General features: G+C 70.9%; 13 protein-coding genes. All 13 read left to right on the plus strand.

Annotation, left to right across the window (positions count from 1 at the left end):
• The first annotated feature begins 47 nt into the window (after positions 1–47).
• The 13 genes from C566_RS0102470 (at position 48) to C566_RS0102530 (ending at position 20,698) form a co-directional block, all read left to right on the plus strand.
• Positions 48–1,001 carry an ABC transporter permease gene (locus tag C566_RS0102470; RefSeq protein ID WP_018772745.1) on the plus strand — a complete coding sequence of 318 codons (954 nt, stop codon included), beginning with the start codon at positions 48–50 and terminating at the stop codon, positions 999–1,001.
• Positions 998–3,112, plus strand: a complete 2,115-nt coding sequence (locus tag C566_RS0102475; RefSeq protein WP_018772746.1) for a dipeptide/oligopeptide/nickel ABC transporter permease/ATP-binding protein — start codon at positions 998–1,000, stop codon at positions 3,110–3,112. Before C566_RS0102470 ends, C566_RS0102475 begins: the two co-directional genes overlap by 4 nt.
• Positions 3,109–4,116 carry an oligopeptide/dipeptide ABC transporter ATP-binding protein gene (locus C566_RS0102480; RefSeq protein WP_018772747.1) on the plus strand — a complete coding sequence of 336 codons (1,008 nt, stop codon included), beginning with the start codon at positions 3,109–3,111 and terminating at the stop codon, positions 4,114–4,116. The genes C566_RS0102475 and C566_RS0102480 overlap by 4 nt, the downstream gene beginning before the upstream one ends.
• A 123-nt stretch (positions 4,117–4,239) precedes the next feature.
• Positions 4,240–6,546 carry an alpha-L-rhamnosidase gene (locus C566_RS0102485; RefSeq protein ID WP_018772748.1) on the plus strand — a complete coding sequence of 769 codons (2,307 nt, stop codon included), beginning with the start codon at positions 4,240–4,242 and terminating at the stop codon, positions 6,544–6,546.
• Positions 6,547–6,651: 105 nt separating this feature from the next.
• Complete coding sequence (locus C566_RS20600; protein ID WP_018772749.1) at positions 6,652–9,204, plus strand: beta-glucosidase family protein; 2,553 nt, start codon at positions 6,652–6,654, stop codon at positions 9,202–9,204.
• A 6-nt stretch (positions 9,205–9,210) separates the two neighbouring features.
• Positions 9,211–11,916 carry an alpha-L-rhamnosidase gene (locus tag C566_RS0102495; RefSeq protein ID WP_018772750.1) on the plus strand — a complete coding sequence of 902 codons (2,706 nt, stop codon included), beginning with the start codon at positions 9,211–9,213 and terminating at the stop codon, positions 11,914–11,916.
• Entirely contained in the window at positions 11,913–12,917 is a 1,005-nt protein-coding gene (locus C566_RS0102500; protein WP_018772751.1) for an alpha/beta hydrolase, read from the plus strand. The genes C566_RS0102495 and C566_RS0102500 overlap by 4 nt, the downstream gene beginning before the upstream one ends.
• Positions 12,914–14,782, plus strand: a complete 1,869-nt coding sequence (locus C566_RS0102505) for a glycoside hydrolase family 3 protein (RefSeq protein ID WP_018772752.1) — start codon at positions 12,914–12,916, stop codon at positions 14,780–14,782. Before C566_RS0102500 ends, C566_RS0102505 begins: the two co-directional genes overlap by 4 nt.
• A complete protein-coding gene (locus tag C566_RS0102510) occupies positions 14,779–15,774 on the plus strand; it encodes an alpha/beta hydrolase fold domain-containing protein (RefSeq protein WP_018772753.1) in 996 nt (331 codons plus the stop codon). Before C566_RS0102505 ends, C566_RS0102510 begins: the two co-directional genes overlap by 4 nt.
• Positions 15,775–15,868: 94 nt before the next feature.
• Complete coding sequence (locus C566_RS0102515; protein WP_018772754.1) at positions 15,869–16,756, plus strand: alpha/beta hydrolase; 888 nt, start codon at positions 15,869–15,871, stop codon at positions 16,754–16,756.
• Between the two features lie 123 nt (positions 16,757–16,879).
• A complete protein-coding gene (locus C566_RS0102520; RefSeq protein WP_018772755.1) occupies positions 16,880–17,725 on the plus strand; it encodes a fumarylacetoacetate hydrolase family protein in 846 nt (281 codons plus the stop codon).
• Complete coding sequence (locus C566_RS0102525) at positions 17,725–19,473, plus strand: FAD-dependent monooxygenase (RefSeq protein ID WP_018772756.1); 1,749 nt, start codon at positions 17,725–17,727, stop codon at positions 19,471–19,473. Before C566_RS0102520 ends, C566_RS0102525 begins: the two co-directional genes overlap by 1 nt.
• Entirely contained in the window at positions 19,451–20,698 is a 1,248-nt protein-coding gene (locus C566_RS0102530; protein ID WP_018772757.1) for a DUF3500 domain-containing protein, read from the plus strand. The genes C566_RS0102525 and C566_RS0102530 overlap by 23 nt, the downstream gene beginning before the upstream one ends.
• Positions 20,699–20,702 lie beyond the last annotated feature (4 nt).

A 20,702-nucleotide genomic window follows, 5' to 3' on the forward strand; every position in this document is an offset into this window, starting at 1 on the left:
CGGACGGCCTTCACCCCAGGCGAAGGCCGTCCGGCAGGACCTGACCAATGGAGGTCATCATGGCGATTTACGTCGCAAAGCGCCTGCTCATGGCGCTGGCCACCGTGCTGGTGGTCGCGGTGCTGGCATTCCTCTTGGTGCACGCCATGCCGGGCAGCCCCGGAGCCGTGTCCCTCGGCGCCGGCGCCACCCAGCAAGCCATTGACGAGGTCAACGTCCGGCTCGGCTGGTCCGATCCGCTGCCCGTCCAGTTCTTCCGCTGGCTCGGCAGCGCCGCGCAGGGAGACTTCGGGGTGTCCCTGATCGACGGCCGCTCCGTGAGCGCCGACCTGGCCAGCAGGCTGCCGGTGACGGCGGCCCTCGCGGCCGGAGCCACGCTCCTGAGCGCGGTGCTCGGAATCGGTCTTGGCGTCACCGCAGCCGTGCGCGGCGGCCTGGTCGACCGGATCGTCGGCGCCGTCTGCGGCCTCGCCGTGGCGCTGCCGGCCTTCTGGATCGGCATCATCTTTGTGTACCTCTTCGCCGTCCAGTCCTCGGTCTTTCCGGCCACCGGCTACGTCCCCTTTGAGGTCTCACCCCAGGATTGGGCCCTGTCCCTGGCCCTGCCGGTGATCACCCTCGCCGTGGGCGGTGCGGCGTTCATCGCCCGCCAGACCCGGGCCTCCATGCTGGAGGCGCTGCAGCAGGAACACATCCGGACCCTGCGGGCAACGGCCACCCCAACCTGGAAGATCCTGTACATCCACGCCCTGCGCTATGCCAGCCTGCCGATCGTGGCCGGCATCGCCCTGCAGTTCATCGGACTGTTCGGCGGTTCCGTGATCGCGGAGCAGCTCTTCGCCATGCCGGGCCTCGGCCAGGCAGTCCAGACCTCCGTCAGCACCCACGACGCCCCGTCCGTGCAGGGCGTGGTGGTGGTCGCCACCGTCGTGGTGGTGGCCGTGAACCTCGTGCTGGAACTCGCCACCAAGTTTCTCGACCCGAAGTTGCGTGCCTCATGATCCCTTCCATTGCCCCCGCGCCCGTCCCCGCCACCGCGAATGCGGAAGATACAGGCACAGGCGAAGCCACACCCGCCAGCACCGCCACGGGAAGGCCCGGGCCCGGCCCCAAGGCCGCGGTCGGCCGGATTCAGGCCCACCGCCTTTTCGCGGCACCCGGTGCCGTGGCAGGCGTGCTCTGGCTGGCGGCCCTGGTGCTTGCCTCCCTCACGGCGCCGTGGTGGCTGCCGTACAAGACCGAGGACCAGGACTTCGCCGCCATCCTGTCCGGCCCCACCGCCGCCCACTGGCTCGGCACCGACGAACTGGGCCGGGACCTGCTCAGCCGCATCTTCGCCGCAGCCGCCGGCACCTTGGGGACATCGCTCATCACGGTGATCGTCGGCGTCGGACTCGGCACCGTCCTGGCGATGGTCGCCGCCGCGGGAAAACGGACCGAAGGGCCGATCAGCCGCGTCACCGAAGTCATGATGTCCTTGCCCGGCACCGTGATCATCCTGGCGGTCATCGGTGCCGTGGGAACGAACATTCCCGTCGTCATGGCGATCCTGGGCGTCCTCATCTCGGCCGGCATCTACCGCGTGATGCTGGGCCAGGCCACCGCGCTGCAGTCACAGCTCTACGTCGACGCCGCCAAGGTGGACGGCGTGAGCACGCTCGGCATCAGCCTGCGGCACGTGCTGCCCGGGTTGAACAACACGATCGTGGTGCAGTCCGCCCTCATCTTCGCGGTGGGCATGCTGATCCAGGCCGGCCTGGCCTTCATCGGATTCGGGCCGCCCATCCCGCAGCCCAGCTGGGGCGGCATGATCCAGGGCGCATCCCAGCACGTCTACGACGCCCCCTGGCTGATGGTCCCCACCGGTGTGGTCCTGGCGCTGACGGTCCTCGCGGCCAACGCCATCGGCAACGCACTGGGGAAGGCCCCGAATGCGGCCGCCTCCCATCTGCCCTCCGCCGCGGACCGCCGACGCCGGGCGGCTGCGTCCGCTGCTGCGCCGTCCACCGCTGCCGCTGCGCCGTCCGCGGCGCCGGACGAACCCGCCACGGCCGGCCGCCTGAGCGTCCGCGGGCTCTCGGTCGGCGTCGACGGCGGCACGCCGCTGGTCACGGAGGTCTCCTTCGACGTCGAACAGGGGACCGTGCTCGGGCTCGTGGGCGAATCCGGATGCGGCAAGACCATGACGGCATTGTCCCTGCTGGGCCTGTTGCCCTCCGGCGTATCCGCCAGCGGAGGCCAGATCCTGTGGAACGGCCGGAACCTTGCGGCCGCCGCGGAAAATGAGCTGGCCGGCGTCAGGGGCCGGGAGATCGCGCTGATCTCCCAGGAACCCATGCGGGCCCTCGATCCCATGTTCACGGTCGGCTACCAGCTGGTCTCCGCCATCCGGCGCCTGCGGAGCATGGGCAAAGCCGAAGCGCGCACTGAAGCCCTGGGCCTGCTCGAAAAGGTGGGCATCGTGGACGCCGCCCGCATCCTCACCACCTACCCGCACCAGATCTCCGGCGGCATGGCCCAGCGCGTGGCCATCGCCCTGGCCCTGGCCGGCCGTCCCCGGCTGCTGGTCGCCGACGAACCCACCACGGCGCTGGACGTGACGGTGCAGGCCGAGATCCTCTCGCTGCTGCGGGCGCTGGTCAAGGACACCGGCATGTCCGTGGTGATGGTGACACACGACCTCGGCGTGGTGGCCGACATCTGCGACACCGTGGCCGTGATGTATGCCGGCCAGGTGGTGGAAAGCGGCCGGACGGCCAACATCCTGGACAACCCCCGTCACCCGTACACCCTGGCGCTGCTGGCCGCCGACCCGCACGCCAACACCGCCGAGGACATGCCCGAGCGGTTGGCAACCATCAACGGCCAGGTGCCGCAGCCCAAGGACTGGCCGGGCGGGTGCCGGTTCGTGGCGCGTTGCCAGTTCGCCGGCTCGGCCTGCGCGGCGCCGGTCCCGCTGGTGCCCTCCGGCTCCGACGACGGCCTGGTGCGCTGTGTCAAGGCCGACGAACTGGCCGTGGAGGGCCTGGCCTGGGTGGCCACCGAAGTACCCGCCCACCGTGTCCCCGACATTCTTGAGATGGACAGCACAGTTGAGAAGGACAGGCCATGAGCATCGAAACAGCGGTACGCCAGGACGGAACAGCGCAGGCTCCCGAGCAGCCGCTCCTGGACGTGGTGGACCTTGTGGTCCGTTACGGCCGGGGCCGGAAGGCCGCCGCGATGCCGGCCGCGGTGGACGGCGTGAGCTTCAGCATCCGGCCCGGGGAGACCGTGGGCCTGGTGGGGGAGTCCGGCTCCGGAAAGTCCACGATCGGCAAAGCCATCCTGGGCCTGGAAAAGTGCAGCGGGGGTTCGGTCAGCTACAACGGCACGGACATCACCCATGCCAGCCCTGCGCGGCGGCGTGAACTGGGCGGCGAACTCCGGGCCGTGTTCCAGGACCCGAACTCCTCGCTCAACCCCCGGCAGAGCATCGGCGCGTCACTGGCCGAACCGCTGCGGATCCGCGGCGTGGCCGCCCGGGAAGCCCGGCAGCGCGCCGAGGACATGCTGGCCAGGGTGGGGCTTCCGGGCGAGGCCGTGGACCGCTTTCCCGGCCAGTTTTCCGGCGGCCAGCGGCAGCGGATCGCCGTCGCCCGGGCCCTGATCTGCGAGCCGAAACTCGTGGTGTGCGACGAAGCGGTCAGCGCGCTGGACCTCTCAACGCAGGCCCAGGTCCTGAACCTCCTGGCCGACCTCCGGGACGAGCGGGGGCTGAGCTACCTGTTCATCGCCCACGATATCTCCGTGGTCCAGTTCCTCGCCCAGCGCGTCGTGGTGCTCTACCGCGGCCAGGTCATGGAAAGCGGTCCCGCGGCACATGTCACCGAGTCGCCCCAACACCCCTTCACCCAGGCGCTCGTGGCGGCCTCGCCCGTGCCCCGCCCGGCGGAACAGGCCGAACGGCGGCAAAAACGCGAAGCGCTGGGCGTGCGGACCGCGGCGGCCGCCGCTGCCGCTCCCGGCGGCTGCCCCTTCAGCCAGCGCTGCCCGCTGGCCACGGACTTGTGCCGGACCGAACGACCGGCCCTGCGGAGCGTGGGCGCGTCCGACGTCGCCTGCCACTACGCCTGAACCGAACCCGTGCCGGTTCTGATCCCGTGACGCCAGCGGCACCGCGCACCCCCCCCACAGAATGGCAACTCCCACAGCATGCCAACTCCCATGCCAACGCCCGACAAGAATGGACGACACCACATGACCCCGGCACCCTGGTCCGCCACGATGATCGCGCCCGATCAAGACTTCGACGGCGCCCCGCTTCTGCGCAAGGAATTCCGGCTCGACGCAGGCCACGGACCCGTGAAGCGCGCGCTCCTGCGGGCAACGGCGTTCGGCATCTACGAGGCGCAGATCAACGGCGTCCCGGTTGGGGAGGACGTGCTGAGTCCGGGCTGGAGCTCGTACGAATGGCGCCTGCGCTACCGCAGTTACGACGTGACCGCGCTCGTGGGGCCGGCTACGGTGATCGGCATTGCTCTCGGCAACGGCTGGTACCGCGGACGCCTGGCCTGGCACGGCAAGTCGGGCCTGTACGGCGATGAACTCGGGTTCTACGGACAGCTGGACATCGAATTCGCCGACGGTCACGTCCAGTCGGTCGCCTCGGACACGTCCTGGCAGTCCGGTCCCTCGGGCACCACGGCCAACGATCTTTACGACGGACAGCGCATCGACGCGCGGCGGGAACCGGCAGGCTGGGCCCGGCCGGGCTTTAACGCCGACGCAACCGCCGTGGGGGCGGGCGCCTGGGCAGGGGTCCATGCGCTGGAGTTCGACGCCGGCCGGCTGGCGGATCCCGTCGGGCCGCCGGTGGTGCGCAACGAGGTCATCAAACCGGTGGAGGTCTTCACCTCACCGGCCGGCAAGACGCTGGTGGATTTTGGCCAGAACCTGGTCGGCTGGCTGCGCTTCACCGTCCAGGGCGACGCCGGCACCACGATCACCGTGCGCCACGCCGAAGTCCTCGAGGACGGTGAGCTGGGAACCCGGCCGCTGCGCTCGGCCGCCGCCACCGACACCTTCATCCTCTCCGGCGCCAAGGACTTCTTCGAACCCAGCAAAACTTTCCACGGGTTCCGCTATGCGGAAGTATCCGGCTGGCCCGGCGAGCTGACGGCGGAATCCCTCGAAGCCGTGGCTGTGCACTCCGAGCTCGAACGCACCGGAACCTTCGAGTGCTCCAACCCGCTGGTGAACCGGCTGCACCGCAACATCGTCTGGGGCCTCAAGGGCAATTTCCTGGACCTGCCCACCGACTGCCCGCAGCGCGATGAGCGGCTCGGCTGGACCGGGGACATCGCCGCGTTCGCCCCTACGGCCACCTTCCTCTACGACGTCAAGGGCTTCCTGCAGGACTGGCTCCTGGACCTTGCCGCGGAACAAAAGGCTGCCGGCGGACTCGTTCCCATCACCGTGCCGGACGCACTGAAGTACTGCCCCCAGCCGCCGGAATTCCCGGCACCGGAATCCTCGGCCATCTGGAGCGAGGCGTCCGTGTGGGTTCCGTGGGCACTGTGGGAGGCCTACGGCGACAGCACCGTGCTGAAGGACCAGTACGATTCGATGGCCTCCCACACACGCCGGGTGGAGGGACTACTCTCGCCCGCCGGGCTCTGGGATAAAGGCTTCCAGTTCGGCGACTGGCTGGACCCGGACGCCGCGCCGGACCAGCCGTGGGCGGCCAAGGCGGACACCGGCGTCGTCGCCACAGCGTGCCTGTACCGCACGGCGTCCATCACCGCCCGGACGGCTGCGCTCCTGGGACACGCCGCCGACGCCGCCGCGTTCGGCCGCCTCGCTGAACGGGTCAAAGCGGCCTTCAACACCCACTACGTGGCCGCCGACGGAACCGTGCACAGCGACTGCACCACGGTCTACGCCCTGGCCATCGCCTTCGACATCCTGCAGACCGGCCGGCAGCGCGAGTTTGCCGGCAACCGCCTCGCCCAACTGGTGCGGAACAACAACTACCGCGTCTCCACCGGGTTCGCCGGGACCCCTTTCATCACCGGCGCCCTGGCCGATACCGGACACGCTGACGAGGCGTACAGGCTCCTGCTCGAACAGGAATGCCCCTCGTGGCTGTACCCGGTGACCATGGGGGCCACCACCGTCTGGGAACGGTGGGACTCCATGCTCCCGGACGGCACCATCAACCCCGGCGAAATGACCAGTTTCAACCACTACGCGCTCGGCGCCATTGCTGATTGGCTGCACAAGTACGTCGGGGGAATCCGGCCCCTCGCCCCGGGCTACTCCAAGGTGCTGATCGCGCCCCTGCCCGGCGAGGGCATCGACTGGGCCAACACCAGCCTGCGCAGCCCCCACGGCACCATCGCCGTCGAGTGGCGGACCACCGGCGACGGGGTGCTTGAGGTCGAAGCAAGCATCCCCGACGGCGTGGAGGCGGAGATCAGGCTGCCGGGGCAGGACGGCCAAACCGTCGGGGCGGGCACGCACCGCCTGACCGCCGCCGCCATTTCAGCAGCGGTCGCGTCCTGAGTTCCCCGCAGCGCCGTGTCAACCAATGAAACTGCGCTGTCCGGGCGCGCCGCCGCAAACCCATGCTGGTAGCTGACCAAAACCCACGATCAGGAGCACCAAGGAATGACTTTCACGAGCTTTGACGCCGACGTCGAAGAAGCGATCCGCACCCTGCCGGTGGCCGACAAGGTCCGGCTCCTGAGCGGCTCCGGCCTGTGGTTTACCCAGGCCGAGCCGCGCCTGGGACTGCCGAAGATCACGGTTTCCGACGGGCCCGTCGGCGTCCGCGGCCACCGCGACACCGAGGCGGCCGGCTCGGTGAACCTGCCGTCCGCCACGTGCCTGGCCTCTTCCTGGGACCGGCGGCTGATGGCGCGGGTGGGGAGGCTGCTGGCGGCCGAGGCGCGCCGCCAGGAGGTGGACGTGGTGCTCGGACCCACCATGAACCTGCACCGTTCACCGCTGGCCGGCCGGAACTTCGAATGCCTGTCCGAGGACCCGCTCCTGACCGGTGAACTGGCGGCCGCATACGTGGACGGCATCCAAGGCCAGGGAATCGGCGCCTGCCCCAAGCACTTCGTCGCCAACGAGGCCGAGACCGAGCGGACCACCGTCAACAACGTGCTCGACGAACGGACTTTGCACGAGGTGTACCTTGCACCGTTTGAACGAGTCGTCAGGCAGGCCCGCCCCTGGATGATCATGGCGGCCTACAACGGCGTGAACGGCAAGGCCATGACCGAGAATCCCCTGACGGAGAACCCGCTCAAAACCGAGTGGGGATTCGAAGGCGCCGTCGTCTCGGACTGGCACGCGGTGTACTCCACCGTGGACTCCGCCCTTTCGGCCACGGACCTGGCCATGCCGGGACCGGAGAAACTGTGGGGCGACGGGCTGGTGGACGCCATCTCCTCCGGCCTGGTCCCCGAGGCCGTCATTGACGAGAAGGTGCGCCGGCTCGTCACCCTGGGCCGCCGGGTGGAGGAGGGCCGCCGGAACGGGACCGCGGCACCCGAAGCCGGCGCCTCCGTTGCCCGGGAGGCCGCCGCGGCAGGATTCGTGCTGCTGGAAAATCCGGGCGGCGTCCTTCCCCTCTCACCCGGGGACCTCACCTCCATCGCAGTGGTGGGACCGGCGGCGCTGGATCCCCGGACCCAGGGCGGCGGCAGCGCCTCGGTGTTCCCGGCCTACACGGTGGCGCCCGCCGAGGGCCTGCGCGCACGGGCCGGCGACGGCGTCCGGCTCACCACCGTCCAGGGTGCCTGGCTCTCCGAGGGCCTTCGCGAACCCCGGGGCGCGGAATGCCACGCCCCGGGCCAGGGGGAGGGCAGCGTCCGGCTGACCTGGCGGGGACCGGCCGGCACAGTCGCGGAGGAATATGGTCCCCGCACCACGCTCACCCGGGGTACCGGCGCCATCCCCGCCGGCGCCACCGCCGTCGACGTCGAAACAATCTTCACGCCGGACGTCTCCGGGACCTGGAAGCTGGGATTCAAGGGCATCGGCCACGCCAGCCTGGAGGTCAACGGCGACGCCGTGGCGGGCGCGGACTCGCGGGACCGCTACGCCGACATTGAAGCCGTGCTGATCGGCGCGCCGGACGAATCAGCCGGCGTCGGCCTGACCGCCGGAACCCCGGTGCGTCTGACCTTGCGCTACACCTGGCATCCGCAGGCCACCTTGTTCCGCGTGGGGCTGGCCATCGACGAACCCCGGGAGTCGGCGGACCGCGAGATCGCCAAGGCCGCTGCCGCGGCCGGCGCCGCCGACGTCGCCGTCGTCATGGTCGGGACCTCCGGTGCCGTCGAAAGCGAAGGCTTTGACCGGACCTCCCTGGCGCTGCCGGGCCGGCAGGACGACGTCGTCCGCGCCGTCATCGAAGCGAACCCACGCACGGTGGTGGTGGTCAACGCCGGCGCCGCGGTGGAGATGCCCTGGCGGAACGACGCCGCCGCGGTGCTCCTGGTCTGGTTCCCGGGCATGGAATTCGGGAACGCCCTGGCCGATGTGCTGTTCGGCGACGCCGAACCCGGCGGGCACCTGCCGACCACCTGGCCGGCCGCCCTCGCTGATGCCCCCGTCCGTGACACGCGCCCCCGGCACGGCCGGCTCGAGTACACGGAACGGCTGGATGTCGGCTACCGCGGCTGGGCAAAGCAAGCCAGGCAAACCCCTCAGGCTGCCGCTCCGGCGTACTGGCTGGGCCACGGCCTGGGCTACACCACCTTCGCGGTGGAGGGGTTCACGCTGCTGGGGGCACCGGCACCCGGGGACGACGTGCACACCGTCCTGACGGTCCGCAACACCGGGTCCCGGGCCGGAAAATACCTGGCCCAGATCTACGCCGACGCCCCGGAAACGGACGTGGACCGGCCCGATTTCTGGCTGGCGGGGTTCGCGACCGAACTCATCCCGGCCGGGGAACACCGGGACATCCGGGTGACACTGCCCGGGCGGTCCTTCCAGCACTGGGACGCCGGGCGCGGCTGGTGCGGGGAGGAGACAACCTTCAGGGTCGCGCCCGCCGGGCACGCCGGCAACGCACGCGACGCGCTCGCCGGACCCCTCGCGGCCTCCATTCGGCCAATGGCCTCCATTCGGCCTGCGGCGACCGTCCGGCCGACGGCGTCTTCGCGGCCGGCGGCGTCCGTCCCCGCCCTCGACGGACTGAGGTAGGCAGCCATGAACCACCCCACACGCCTGCGCGCCGAGCACCTGAGCGAGGCCTTCGGCATCACCATCACCCGTCCCCGGCTCAGCTGGACCCCGCCGGAGGGGACGGTGCGGCAAAGCGCCTACCAGATCACCGCCAGCAACGGCTGGGACAGCGGCCGGGTGGAATCGGGAACCCACCGCCTGGTGCCCTACGGCGGCCCGGCGCTGGGCTCCCGGGACCGCTTTGAATGGACGGTGCGGACCTGGGACCTTGCCGCGGACGGCAGCGAGTCAGCCTCCGGTTGGGCGGAACCGATGCCGGTCGAACTGGGCCTGCTGCACCCCGCCGACTGGACCGCGCAGTGGATCGGCCCCGGCGAGCCCGCCATCCCCGCGCCCGGCGAGCGCCCGGGCTACGCGCTGTCCACCACGTTCGAGCTGGACGCGGTCCCGAACTCAGCCCGGGCGTACGCCACCGCCCACGGGATCTACGAGCTCTTCATCAACGGCCACCGGGTAGGGGACCAGGAGCTCACCCCGGGCGCCACGAGCTACCACAGCACCCTGCAAGTCCAGACGTTCGACGTCGGAACGTTGCTGCACGCCGGAAGCAACACCGTCACGGGCATCCTCACCGACGGCTGGTACCGCGGCACGTTCGGGTACACGCGCGACGCCGACATGTACGGGACCACGACGGCGCTGCTGGTGCAGATCGAGGTGGAGTCGACGGCGGGTCGGACGGTGGCCGGGACCGATGACACCTGGCTGGTGACGCCGACCGAAATTGTCAGCGCGGACCTCATGGCCGGGCAGCACGTCGACTTCCGTGCCGCAGGCGTTCGCCCCGGTAACCGTCGCGTACACGCTGTGCTCCGTGACGGCAGCTTTGAAACCCTGACGGGGCCGGTCGCACCGCCTACCCGCGCCGTGGAGGACATCGCCCCGGCCTCCATCACCCGACTTACCAGCGGCCACCAGGTGGTGGACCTGGGCCAGAACATCAACGGCTGGGTGCGCCTGGCCCGGCTCGGCGCCCCGGGCCACGCCGTGACGCTGGTGTACGGCGAAGCCCTGGACGACACGGGCGAGGTCACGCAGGAGCACCTGCGGCCGCACGATTTCCGCAACCCGGGCCAGTTCCTGTCCGCCGGGCAGATCGACTCCGTGGTGTCCTCCGGCGCGCCGGGCGAAATTTTCGAGCCGCGCCACACGACGCACGGCTTCCGGTACGTTTCGGTCCGGGGACTGGCGGAACCGCTGGAACCGGGGGACCTCGTGGGCCGGATGGTCCAGACCGACCTCGAACCCGTGGGCACGTTCAGCTGCAGCGATGACCGGCTCAACAAGCTGCACGAGATCGTCGAGTGGAGCTTCCGCGGCAACGCTTGCGAGGTCCCGACGGACTGCCCGCAGCGGGAGAAGGCCGGCTGGACCGGCGACTGGCAAGTGTTCGTGCCCACCGCCGCTTACCTCTTCGACGTTGCCGGCTTCTCCCGGAAGTGGCTCAATGATGTCCGGGCGGATCAGTGGGACAACGGCGTGGTCGTCAACATTTCGCCGTCGCCTGGCCCGGATGCCACCGCGGCCGATCACATGGCCTTTGTCAACGGCTCAGCCGGCTGGGGGGACGCGATCGTCCTGGTGCCATGGGAGATCTACCGGGCCACGGGGGACACCGACGTCCTGGAACAGAACTGGGAGGCCATGAACCGCTGGCTCGGGTTCATCCGCAGCACAGCCGCTGGCGGCCGGCACCCAGCCAGGTCCGCCTCCCGCCCCGCACCGGAGCCGCACGAACAGTATCTGTGGGACACCGGCTTCCACTGGGGTGAATGGCTCGAACCCGACGGGCCGGAACCGGACCTGTTCGCGGCCAGGTCCGCCGACCACGGCATCGTGGCCACCGCCTATTACAGGCACTCCGCCGCCATCATGGCCGGGATCGCCACCGTCCTGGGCAAAGATACGGAGGCCGCCGCCCTGGGAGGGCTGTCCGCCAACGTCCGCGACGCCTGGGCCCGCGAATACGTCAATGACACCGGGCAACTGCTCGACCCCAGCCAGGCGAACTGCGTGCGGGCACTCGCCTTCGGCCTTGTCGCCGAGGAGCACCGGGCAGCGGTCGCGGCGCAGCTGGCCGGCCTCATCCGGGACGCCGGCACCCACCTGGGCACCGGATTCCTCGCCACCGCGGACCTGCTGCCCGTCCTTGCCGACAACGGCCACCTTGACCTGGCCTATGAGCTGCTCATGCAGGACACCGAACCGTCCTGGCTGGTCATGGTGGACCGCGGAGCGACCACCATGTGGGAAGCCTGGAACGGCATCGGCCCGGACGGCACGGCGCAGCAGTCCCTGAACCACTACAGCAAGGGCGCCGTGGTGTCCTTCCTGCACCGCTACGCCGCCGGACTCCGGCAGGCACCGGGGAGCGCGGCCTATGAACAACTCATCATCGAACCACGCCCCGGCGCAGGCCTCTCATCCGCCAGCACGTCCCACCGCGGCCCCCAGGGCCTGATTGCGGCCAACTGGCGGATCGACGACGGCGAGCTGACCCTGAACGCCGTCGTGCCGGCCGGCACCAGCGCCGAAGTCCGCCTGCCCGGCCGGGCGGGCGCCGTCGTCGGGCCCGGAACGCACACCTTCTCCGTCCCGTTTGGACCGGCCGGCCCGGCCGTTTCGGCGGGATCTGAATCCCTGCCCCACCTCATCAGGAGAGCACCATGACCCTTATCGAACCCGCAGTCACTGACACTGCGGCAGACCTCAACGCCGCCGTGCAGGACGTGCCCGCTGGTCCCGCGTTCCCTGCCTTCGATGGCCCGGGCGTGGCCATGCAGGTGTCCGAGGTCTCCGCGGTCCACCGCGAAGTCAACTATGCCCGGACCGTCGGGTTCCGGCCGCTGACCATGGACATCTGGCTCCCGCGGACCGGACGGGGTCCGGTGCCCGGGCCGGTTCCGCTGGTGCTGTGGGTCCACGGCGGCGCCTTCCAGCTGGGGGACCGCCGTGAGCTGCCGCCCACTTTCCCCGCGGACTCCGTCTTTTCCCGGCTCAACGCGGCGGGGATCGCCTGCGCCACCGTCGACTACCGGCTGGCCCTCGAAGCCCCTTTCCCGGCCCAGCTTCATGACCTGAAAGCGGCGGTCCGCTACCTCCGCGCGCACGCACAGGAGCTCGGGATCGACCCGGAACGCTTTGGCGCCTGGGGCGAATCGGCCGGCGGCCACCTCGCCGCGCTGCTGGGCCTGACCGGCGACCGGGATGACCTCGAGGGTGGGCTCGGGGCGCAGGGTCACTCAAGTGCCATCAGCGCCGTCGTGGACTTCTACGGCGTTTCCTCGCTGCCCCTCATGCCCCCGATGCAGCTCCCGGCCGGCCTCCTCACCGGCCCCATGGTTGCCGGCGTTCCGGCAGGCATGAGCATGGAACCCGGGCCCATGCTCATTGGCGGTTCCAGCGACCCGGACCTGCTGGCCGCCGCGAGTCCGCTCGGCCACGTCAGCGCCGGCGCGCCGCCGTTCCTGCTGATCCACGGCGACAGCGACGCCCTCGTGCCCCTGTCCCAGAGCGAACTCCTCGCGCAAGCCCTCAGCGCCGCCGGCGTCCGCAACGACGTCGTCGTCATCGAAGGCGCCGACCACTGCTTCTTCGGCGCAGAAGACCGGATAGACAGCATCCTGGACACCGCCATCACCTTCCTTTCCAACGAATTGAGCCAGCCATGACCCCCGCCACCGCCCGCTACCCCTACCAGGACGCCACCCTGCCGGTCGGGCAACGCGTCCAGGACCTGCTCTCCCGGCTCTCGCTCGAGGACAAGGCGGGCCTGATGTTTCACGGCGCGCTGCCGTTCGCGCTCGGCACTGGCCCGGCTGTGGAGCTGATCGGCGGGCGCCGGATGAACCACTTCAACATCATTGGCGCAGCGACCCAGGCCAGGGAACTCGCCGAATGGCACAACAGCATCCAACGTCTCGCCCTGGACACCGGCTGGGGCATCCCGGTCACGCTCTCCACCGACCCGCGCCACGCCTACACCGACAACCCGGGCACCGGAGCCCTGGCCGGCCCGTTCTCCCAGTGGCCCGAGGCGCTCGGTTTCGCCGCCGTCGGAGACCCCAACGCGGTGGAGGAGTTCGCCGACATCGCCCGGCAGGAGTACCTCGCCGTCGGCATCCGGGCCGCGCTGCACCCGCAGGTGGACGTCTTCACCGAACCGCGCTGGTCCCGCGGCGCGGCCACGTTTGGCGAAAGCGCCGAGCTCGCCGCGGAGCTGGTGGGCGCCTATGTCCGGGGCTTCCAGGGCGAAGCGTTTGGCCCGGCGTCCGTGTCCACCATGACCAAGCATTTCCCTGGCGGCGGCCCCCAGATGGACGGGGAGGACCCGCACTTCAGCTACGGCCGCGAACAGGTCTATCCCGGCGGTAACTTCGACTACCACCTGCTGCCCTTCCGTTCCGCCGTCGCCGCCGGCACACGGCAGATCATGCCGTACTACGGCATGCCCGTCGGCACGGAATATGAGGAAGTGGGCTTCGCCTTCAACAAGCGCGTCCTCACCGAACTCCTGCGCGAAGAGCTCGGCTTCGGCGGGATCGTCTGCTCAGACTGGGGCATCCTCACCGACGGCGACATCTTCGGCAGGGTGTTCCCGGCCAGGGCGTGGGGCGTGGAACACCTGACCCCGCAGGAACGGCTGCTCAAGGCACTGGACGCCGGCGTGGACCAGATCGGCGGCGAAAGCTGCGTCGACCTCCTGACCGGCGCCGTCCGGGCGGGCAAGCTCAGCGAAGACCGGCTCGACGTCTCCGTCCGCAAGCTGCTGGAGGAGAAGTTCCGCCTGGGGCTCTTCGAGAACCCCCTGGTGGACGCGGCCGCCGCCGACGCCGCGGTGGGGACCCCGCAGTTCCGCGCGGCGGGCCGGGCCATGCAGCGCCGCTCCTACACGCTCCTGGCGAACAAGAACGTCGACGGCGGCCCCCTCCTGCCGCTCGCCGCCGGCGCCAGGGTCTACCTCGAAGGCATCACGGCCGCGGACCTGGGGCCGGGCTTCATCCCGGTTCCGACGCCGGAGGCCGCGGACCTCGCCATCCTCCGGCTGCGGACCCCGTTCGAAGTGCGCGGCGAGGGCTTCGAATCCTTCTTCCACTGCGGCAACCTGGCCTTCGCTCCTGAGGAGATCGAACGCGTCACCGCCATCTGCCGGGCCGTCCCCACGGTGATCGACATCAACCTGGAGCGGCCTGCCGTCCTGCCCGAACTCGCCGACCACGCCGCGGCCCTGCTGGCCAACTACGGATCCGACGCCGATGCGCTGGCGGACATCCTCACCGGCCGTGCCGTACCGGAGGGCCGGCTGCCGTTCGACCTCCCGCGTTCCATGGCCGCCGTCGAAGCCTCCCGGGAAGACATGCCGTTCGACACCGAGGACCCCGTCTTCCGCTTTGGCCACGGACTGTCCCTGCCGCAGGCCGGACGCGCCGGCACGGCCGGGGCCGCGGACGCTGCCGGCAATGCCGACACTTCCGACACGGCTGACTTGGGGGATCCGCTGCCCTGGGCCCGGTCCGTGACCGGGTCCCGGCCATGAGCCTGGATCCGGACCTGGCCGGGGCCCTGCACCACCTTGCCGGAGCGGGCTCGTTTACCGAGCTCCTGGGCCAGCCCGGCGGCCTGGACCGGCTCGAGGCGTTCAGCGGCGGCGCCGTGCCCTACCAGGCTCCGGAGGTTTGTTTCCGGGAAGCCGGGGCCTACGGCCCGAACGGGACCGTCCCGGTCAGGGTCTACGGCGGCCGCCCGGGCCGCGATGCTCCCGCGCTCGTGTGGATCCACGGCGGGGGCTTTGCCGGCGGCGGTCCGGACATGCGCGAGGCGGACCAACTGGCCCGGGAAATCGCAGCCCGCAGCGGCGGCGTGGTGGTGTCTGTGGACTACCGGCTGGCCCGCGACGGCGTGCACTTCCCGGTCCCGCACGAGGACGTCCTGGCCGCCTGGCTCTGGACCGTGGAGCACGCCGCGGAGCTGGGGGCGGACCCCGCCCGGGTGTGCCTGGGCGGCGCCAGCGCGGGCGGCAATCTCGCCGTCGGGGCCGCGCTCTTCCTCAAGGACGCCGGTCTGCCGCTGCCGGCCAAGCTGCTGCTCGCGTACCCGTTCCTGCACGCCGAGCTGCCAGAGCCCCGCGCCGGATCCGGCACCGGGCCAGGCGCCGCCGAGGCGCTGGACGTCGCCGGAGTGCTCGAGGGGCTACCGCGGCTGCTGCGCTTCACTTCCGATGACTGCCGCGCCCTCGTGGAGAACTACATCGGCGGTCCCGTCGCCATGGCGTCCTCGTACGCCATGCCCGGCAACGCCGACCCCGCCGGGCTGCCGCCCGCGGCGATCATCGCGTGCGAATATGACGACCTGCGGCACTCGGCCGAGGCGTTCGCGGCAGGACTCCGGCGTGCCGGAACCGACGTCGACTTCCGCCTCGAAGCCGGTGCTGTCCACGGCTACCTCAACCATTCCGCGGGGCTTAGGATCGTGCAGAAGGGCCTCGCCTTCCTGGCCCGGGCCCTGGTGGACGCAAAGCCGTTCCAATGATTGAAATGCCCGGTGCCGGCACTGCCCGGTATCCGACACCCTTGATTCAGACGCCGGAATACCTCGAGCCGGCCAGCAGCAGATGGAGCCGACGATGACAGCAGAACAGATCCTGGAAGGGATCGAGTTCGCCTGCCCCGGGGGCGCGGAACCCTTGCTGCTGGACCTCTACCTGCCCGCCGCAGAAGTACACCCCGCCGAAGGGCGGGCTCCGAAGCTGTTCCCCGCGATCGTGCACTTCCACGGCGGCGGCTGGCGGACGGGGGAGCGATCGTCCCTCGGCCCGGTGCTGGACGGTTTCGGGTTCAGCCCGTTCCGGCGGCTCACGGACGCGGGATTCGTGGTGGTCTCCGCGGACTACCGGCTCAGCACGGCCGCCCACTTCCCGGCGCAGCTGGAGGACGCGAAGGCCGCCGTGCGCTGGCTCCGGAACCACGCCCAGGAGTACGGCGTGGATCCTGACCGGATCTACGCGTGGGGCGACTCCGCGGGCGGACATCTCGCCAGCCTCGTGGGGCTGACCCCCGGCAAGGCAGCCGCCACAACCGCTGCCGCCACGGCCACCGGCACGGTCGCTGCCGTGGCCGCCTGGTACGCGCCCGCGGACTTGGCCCGGATGGCCGAACAAAGCCTGCCCAACGCCGTCGCCCGTGCCGATGACCCCGGGTCCCGCGAAGAACTGCTCATCGGAGCGGTGCTGGCCGAGGCCCCCGGCAAGGCCGCTGCCGCCAGCCCCGTGGGCTATGTGACGCCGGCGGCGCCGCCGTTCCTCCTGGTCCACGGGACCGCCGACCGCTTCGTCCCGCCGGCCCAGTCGACGTCCCTGGCGGCGGCGCTGCAAGCCGCCGGAACCGACGTCGAACTGCTCCTGATCGAGGACGCGGACCACATGTGGGTGCTGCCCGATCACAGCCAGGCGGCCGCGGAGAAGGCCATGGACGCCACCGTCGACTTCTTCCTCCGCCAGGCCCACGTCCCCTGAGGGAACTGTCCCCGCCGCCACGATGTGCAGGCTCCGGCCTGACCCGGGCAGCTTTGCTGTGCCAATTTCTCACGATCACCATTACCCCGCGCCCGTCCGGGCGGAACCTGAAAGGCCCTCCACATGCAGTACATCGGCATCACCCACGACGGCGCGGCCTGGGTTGCGGCCCTGGCCGACACCCGGGTCCACCCGCTGGCTCCGGTCCAGGATTTCTGGGCGGATGCCGCCGGCTGGCAGGTAAAGTCCCTGGCCCTGACGGCCGGCGGCGCGTCGCTGAACCGGGCGGACGTCATAGAAGTGCCGCTGGTCCCGCCCACTGCCCGCGTGATCTGCGTGGGCTTGAACTACCGGGCCCACGCGGCCGAGGGTTCCTTCTCCGTGCCCGAGTACCCCACGCTGTTCGGCCGGTGGACCGCCTCTCTGTCAGTCGGCAACGTCCCCGCGCCGGTGCCCGCCGGCGAGGCCGGGCTGGACTGGGAAGGCGAAGTCGCCGCTTACGTGGGCCAGCGGGTTGAATCCGCTGACGAAGCCACCGCCGCGGAAGCCGTCTTCGGCTACTCCACGTTCAACGACCTCACCGCGCGGCGGGCCCAAAAGCTCACCGCGCAGTGGACCCTGGGCAAGAACGGCGACTTCAGCGGCCCGCTCGGCCCGCTGGTCAGCCGCGACGAGGCCGGGGACCTTCGCGAGGGATTGCACGTCCGGACGAGGGTCAACGGGACCGAGGTCCAGAACGGCAACACCCGGGACATGATCTTCTCCGTCCCGGCCATCATCGCCCTGATCAGCCAGACGATGACCCTGCATCCCGGTGACGTCATCGCCACGGGAACCCCGGAGGGGGTCGGCTACGTACGGACCCCGCCGTGGCTCCTGCAACCCGGCGACACGGTCGAAGTGGAGATCGACACCCTGGGAACGCTCACCACGCCCGTGGGCGGGCCGTCGCTGCGGGCCCGGGCCTGATGACGGCCGTCAACAACGCGGCCCTCGGCGACCTGCCGGAGCGGGTGCCGGTACTGATCGCCGGCGGAGGGCCCAGCGGGCTGTTCCTGGCCCTGGACCTGGCACACCGCGGCATCCGCAGCCTCGTCATCGAGCCGAGGACCACCATCGACCCGGACCGGCCGCGCGCGAAGACCACGAACGCCCGGACCATGACGCACCTGCGCCGCCTCGGGCTGGCCGGGAAACTCCGCGAGGCTGCCCCGCTGCCGGTCGCCTACGCCCAGGACGTCATCTTCTGCTCCGCCCTCACCGGCCACGAAGTCACCCGGTTCCACCAGGCCTTCCAGCTCGTCCCGGGCCGGTATGGCCCCCAGCCGGAATGCGGGCAGCAGGTCCCGCAGCCCGTCATGGAGGCCGTGCTCCGGGAGGCCGCCGCCGAGTCCCCGCTCATTACGCTGCTGACCGGCCTGAGCGTGGAAGACCTGGACATCAACCAGGGCGGCGGCACGCCGGGTCTCGGCCGGCCGCGGTTTGGCTCGCGCGTGGCGGTGTCCGACGCAACCGGGCGGCGCAAGGCCGTGGACTGCAGCTTCGTCGCCGCGGCCGACGGCGGTTCCTCCACCGTGCGCCGCCGGCTGAACATCCGACTCGCCGGCGGCTCCGCCGAGCTCTCCAACATCAGTGTCCTGTTCCGTTCCGACACCCTCGCCGCCGCGATCACCCTGGACCCGGCCGTCCAGTACTGGGTCCTGGGACCCGAGGTGTCGGGCATGGTGGGGCGGCTGGATCTCGGCAGCACCTGGTGGGCCATCATCCAGGGCGTGGACGGCAGCGGAACACCCGACGCCGGACACCTGGTCCGCTCGCTCGTCGGGGCCGACGTCGACGTCGAGGTCATCGCCACCGACCCCTGGACGGCCCGCATGCTGCTCGCCCCGGGATACGGGCACGACGGCGTGTTCCTGGTCGGGGACGCCGCGCACCTGAATCCGCCCTGGGGCGGACACGGCTTCAACACGTGCATCGGCGACGCCGCCAACCTGGCCTGGAAGATCGCGGCCGCCCTGGAGGGCTGGGCAGGCCCGGCCCTGCCCGCCAGCTACGAGCTGGAGCGCCGGCCCGTCGCGGCCCGGACCATCCGCGACGCGGCCGCCAACGGGAAGTCGCTGGCCTACCACTTCGCTGACCCGGCCCTGGACCGGGCGGATGCGGACGGCGAGGCAGCCCGGCAGGCCGCCAGGGGGGCGCTGGCCGTCAAACAAAGCGAGTTCGACTCGCTGGGGCTGGTGCTGGGCTACGCGTACGGCTCCTCGCCGCTGGTGGTCCCGGACGGCCTGCCCGTCCCCACCGAGGACCCCGTCAGCTACGTCCCCTCCGCCAGTCCGGGATCACTGCTGCCACACGCCTGGCTTGACGCGACGACGTCGCTGTATGACCTGCTGGGCACCGGCTTCACCCTCCTGGTGGACCGCGACAGCCTGGGCGGCGCCGCCGCCGGGCAGGCGTACGCGGCGGCCCAGGCCGCCGCCGCGGTACACGGGATCCCGCTGGCCGTCGTCGACGTCGGACCCGACCAGCACAAAACGCCGATGACCACGCACTGGCAGGCCACCGCGGTGCTGGTCCGCCCGGACCAGCACGTCGCGTGGCGGGGGACCGACCCGGCGGCGGCCGCCGCGGCCATTGGCGTCGCCGCCGGCTGGCCGCTGGCAACCCCATCCGAAGACCCCGACAGGAGATCACGTGTCCGTGCCGTCCTTCCGTGACTATCTCTACCCGCCCGACCACCCTCGGGTGGCGCTGATCCGTGGCCTGGATGCCCGGGGCTACGCCGAGGCGGCGAAGACCGACCCCTTCGCGGGTCCGATGATTCAGGGCTGGGCCGCCCAGTACCCCGAGCCTTTCACCGGGGTGACCAGCGACGGGGTCCGTCGGACCGGGCTGTACCCCCTCGAGCCGGCACCGGCAGGGGAGGAGGCGCCCGCGGCCGCGATGACAGCCGCCGCCTGGGACCTGCTGGCAGGACTCACGCCGGCGCAGGCCGGACAGCTCCGCTACGGGGTGGACGCCCACGAATGGCAGAGCTGGGCCAACCCGGAATTCCTGCAGCATGACACGGGCCTGCGCCTGGACGAACTGGACCCGGACGTGCGCGAACGGGTCCTGGCCGTCCTGGCGGCGAGCCTGAGCCAGGCCGGCTACGTGCTGGTCCGGAACCTGATGCGGATCAATGGATTCCTGGGCGACCTGGTGGAACTGCCGCAACTGATGAACGAGTTCAGCTACAACTTCGCCCTCTACGGTGAGCCCTCGGAGACTGCCCCGTGGGGCTGGCAGCTCTTCGGCCACCACGTGGCGCTCAACGTCCTGGTGGCCGGGACCCAGCTGGTGGTCTCCCCGGTGTTCCTTGGCGCCGAACCGGACGTCATCGACGCCGGTCCGCACCGGGGCGTGGCCGTTTTCAAGGAGCGGATCGCCCTGGCGCGGCGTCTCATGCAGTCCCTGCCCGGGCCGCTGCGGGACGAGGCCACGCCTTTCGCGGACATGCAGGATCCCGCCATGCCCGAGGGCCGGCTGCACCCCGGGGACGAACGGCACCTGGCCGGCTGCTTCCAGGACAACCGCGTGATTCCCTACGAGGGCATCCCGGTCAGCGCGATGCCCGCCGCGGCACGCGCGCTCCTCGACGAGCTCGTGGCAGACTTCATCGCGTACCTCCCCGACGGGCCGCGGACCGCGCGCCGGCGGGAGATCGCGGCCCACTGGGACGAAACCTGGTTCTGCTGGATCGGCGGATGGGAGGCGCAGGACGCCTTCTACTTCCGCCTGCAAAGCCCCGTGCTGGTCATGGAACTGGACCACCACACCGGCGTCTTCCTCAGCAATGACACCCCGGCCCCGTTCCACATGCACACGGTGCTGCGCACCCCGAACGGCAACGACTACGGGCGCGAGCTGGTCCGCCAGGCTGTGCACCGACACGCACCATGAACCG

Source organism: Arthrobacter sp. 131MFCol6.1 (genome assembly GCF_000374925.1).
Taxonomy (GTDB): domain Bacteria; phylum Actinomycetota; class Actinomycetes; order Actinomycetales; family Micrococcaceae; genus Arthrobacter.